Raw genomic sequence first — 518 nt, 5'->3', positions numbered from 1 at the left:
AGCTGGTTTCCTATCTGAGAACTGCCTACGGGCTTACCGATAGCGAGACCGATAACTTCATTTCCGCGGCGCTGAAAAGCGCCGACGTCGCCGACGCGATCGGCTTATCCGAACTGCACGATGCCTTTAATTTCGATGAGGACGGCGCGCTTGCCGATGGCGACACGGCCCAGACATTGGAACAGACGGCCGCGACCGCGGCGGCCTTCGATGAAAATTATCAGCTACTGATCGCCAATACAGACACCGAAGACGCCGTCGACAACTATACGACGCGCATCGCCAGCGTCACCTCGATCGATGATTTCCTGGTCTCGAACGATGACGACGACGATGACGACAACGACGATCTCCCGGAACTATGGGAAATGGCGTTGCGAGCCTATGACATAGACCCGGACAGCGTTTCGAGAAGCGAGGTCCGGAAAATTCTCGAAAGCGATCCCTCGGACTCGAAAAGCTATGTCAACAGCCTCGACGACGATCGGTTCGTAGCCTTTCGAAAGGCCTTCAAGTTC

General features: G+C 55.8%; 1 protein-coding gene. It reads left to right on the top strand.

Annotated elements, in window-relative coordinates:
* On the top strand, nt 1-518 hold a 518-nt coding region (locus tag AF337_RS13825; protein ID WP_152971066.1), incomplete at both ends, for a DUF1217 domain-containing protein.

Origin of the sequence: Rhizobium ecuadorense, from assembly GCF_001187535.1 — a bacterium.
GTDB classification, from domain to species: domain Bacteria; phylum Pseudomonadota; class Alphaproteobacteria; order Rhizobiales; family Rhizobiaceae; genus Rhizobium; species Rhizobium ecuadorense.
This window is presented reverse-complemented; position numbering and strand designations above follow the sequence as displayed.